We start from the raw sequence: 598 nt of genomic DNA, 5'->3' as shown, positions 1-598 counted from the left end.
TAATTTATTTTTAATTGATAATAATTATCATTATCTAATTAATTGAGGCAGATATGAAACGCAGAAAGGACATATTCAACGCCTTCTTCAAAGCGCAAGATCGCTTCCAACTTGCCGCGCCAAGTGGCTTTGAGCCCGACGTCATTCATGACTATATTCATTGGGGTATGGTGTTGTCATCCAGCTATGAGCATGAAGCAGAAGACGAAAACTTACTCTTGTGCGAACTGTTTTTGCGCCAAGTGTATTTCCACCTTCTCGAAGCGATTCAAGACCCAACTCGCACTCGTACATTTCGCCGAGTCTGCCTTGATTCGGTTCACACACCCTTATTCTGCCTCAAACGTTACTACTATCAGTTTGAACATGGCGACGTAAAGTTTCTCCAATTACAACAACAATTACGCCTCATTCAGACTTCTCTTGATTAAACGAAAGGAACCCTACTATGACCACCGAATTTCGTATTGAAACCGACAGCATGGGCGAAGTAAAAGTCCCGGCGAATGCCTTGTATCAAGCGCAAACTCAGCGCGCTATCGATAACTTCGCATTCAGCCAGCACACCATGCCAAGCAGTTTCATCCAAGCTTTAGCC

General features: G+C 43.6%; 1 protein-coding gene and 1 pseudogene. Both read left to right on the top strand.

The features are described 5' to 3' along the window. Positions 1-53 precede the first annotated feature (53 nt). Positions 54-431: a hypothetical protein gene (locus tag R7044_RS26600; protein WP_005458016.1), complete on the top strand. Its 378-nt coding sequence runs from the start codon at positions 54-56 to the stop codon at positions 429-431. A gap of 17 nt (positions 432-448) precedes the next feature. After that, a pseudogene (aspA, locus tag R7044_RS26595) lies at positions 449-598 on the top strand (aspartate ammonia-lyase); the annotation flags it as partial.

It is taken from the genome of Vibrio sp. 1402 (assembly GCF_033340275.1).
This window is presented reverse-complemented; position numbering and strand designations above follow the sequence as displayed.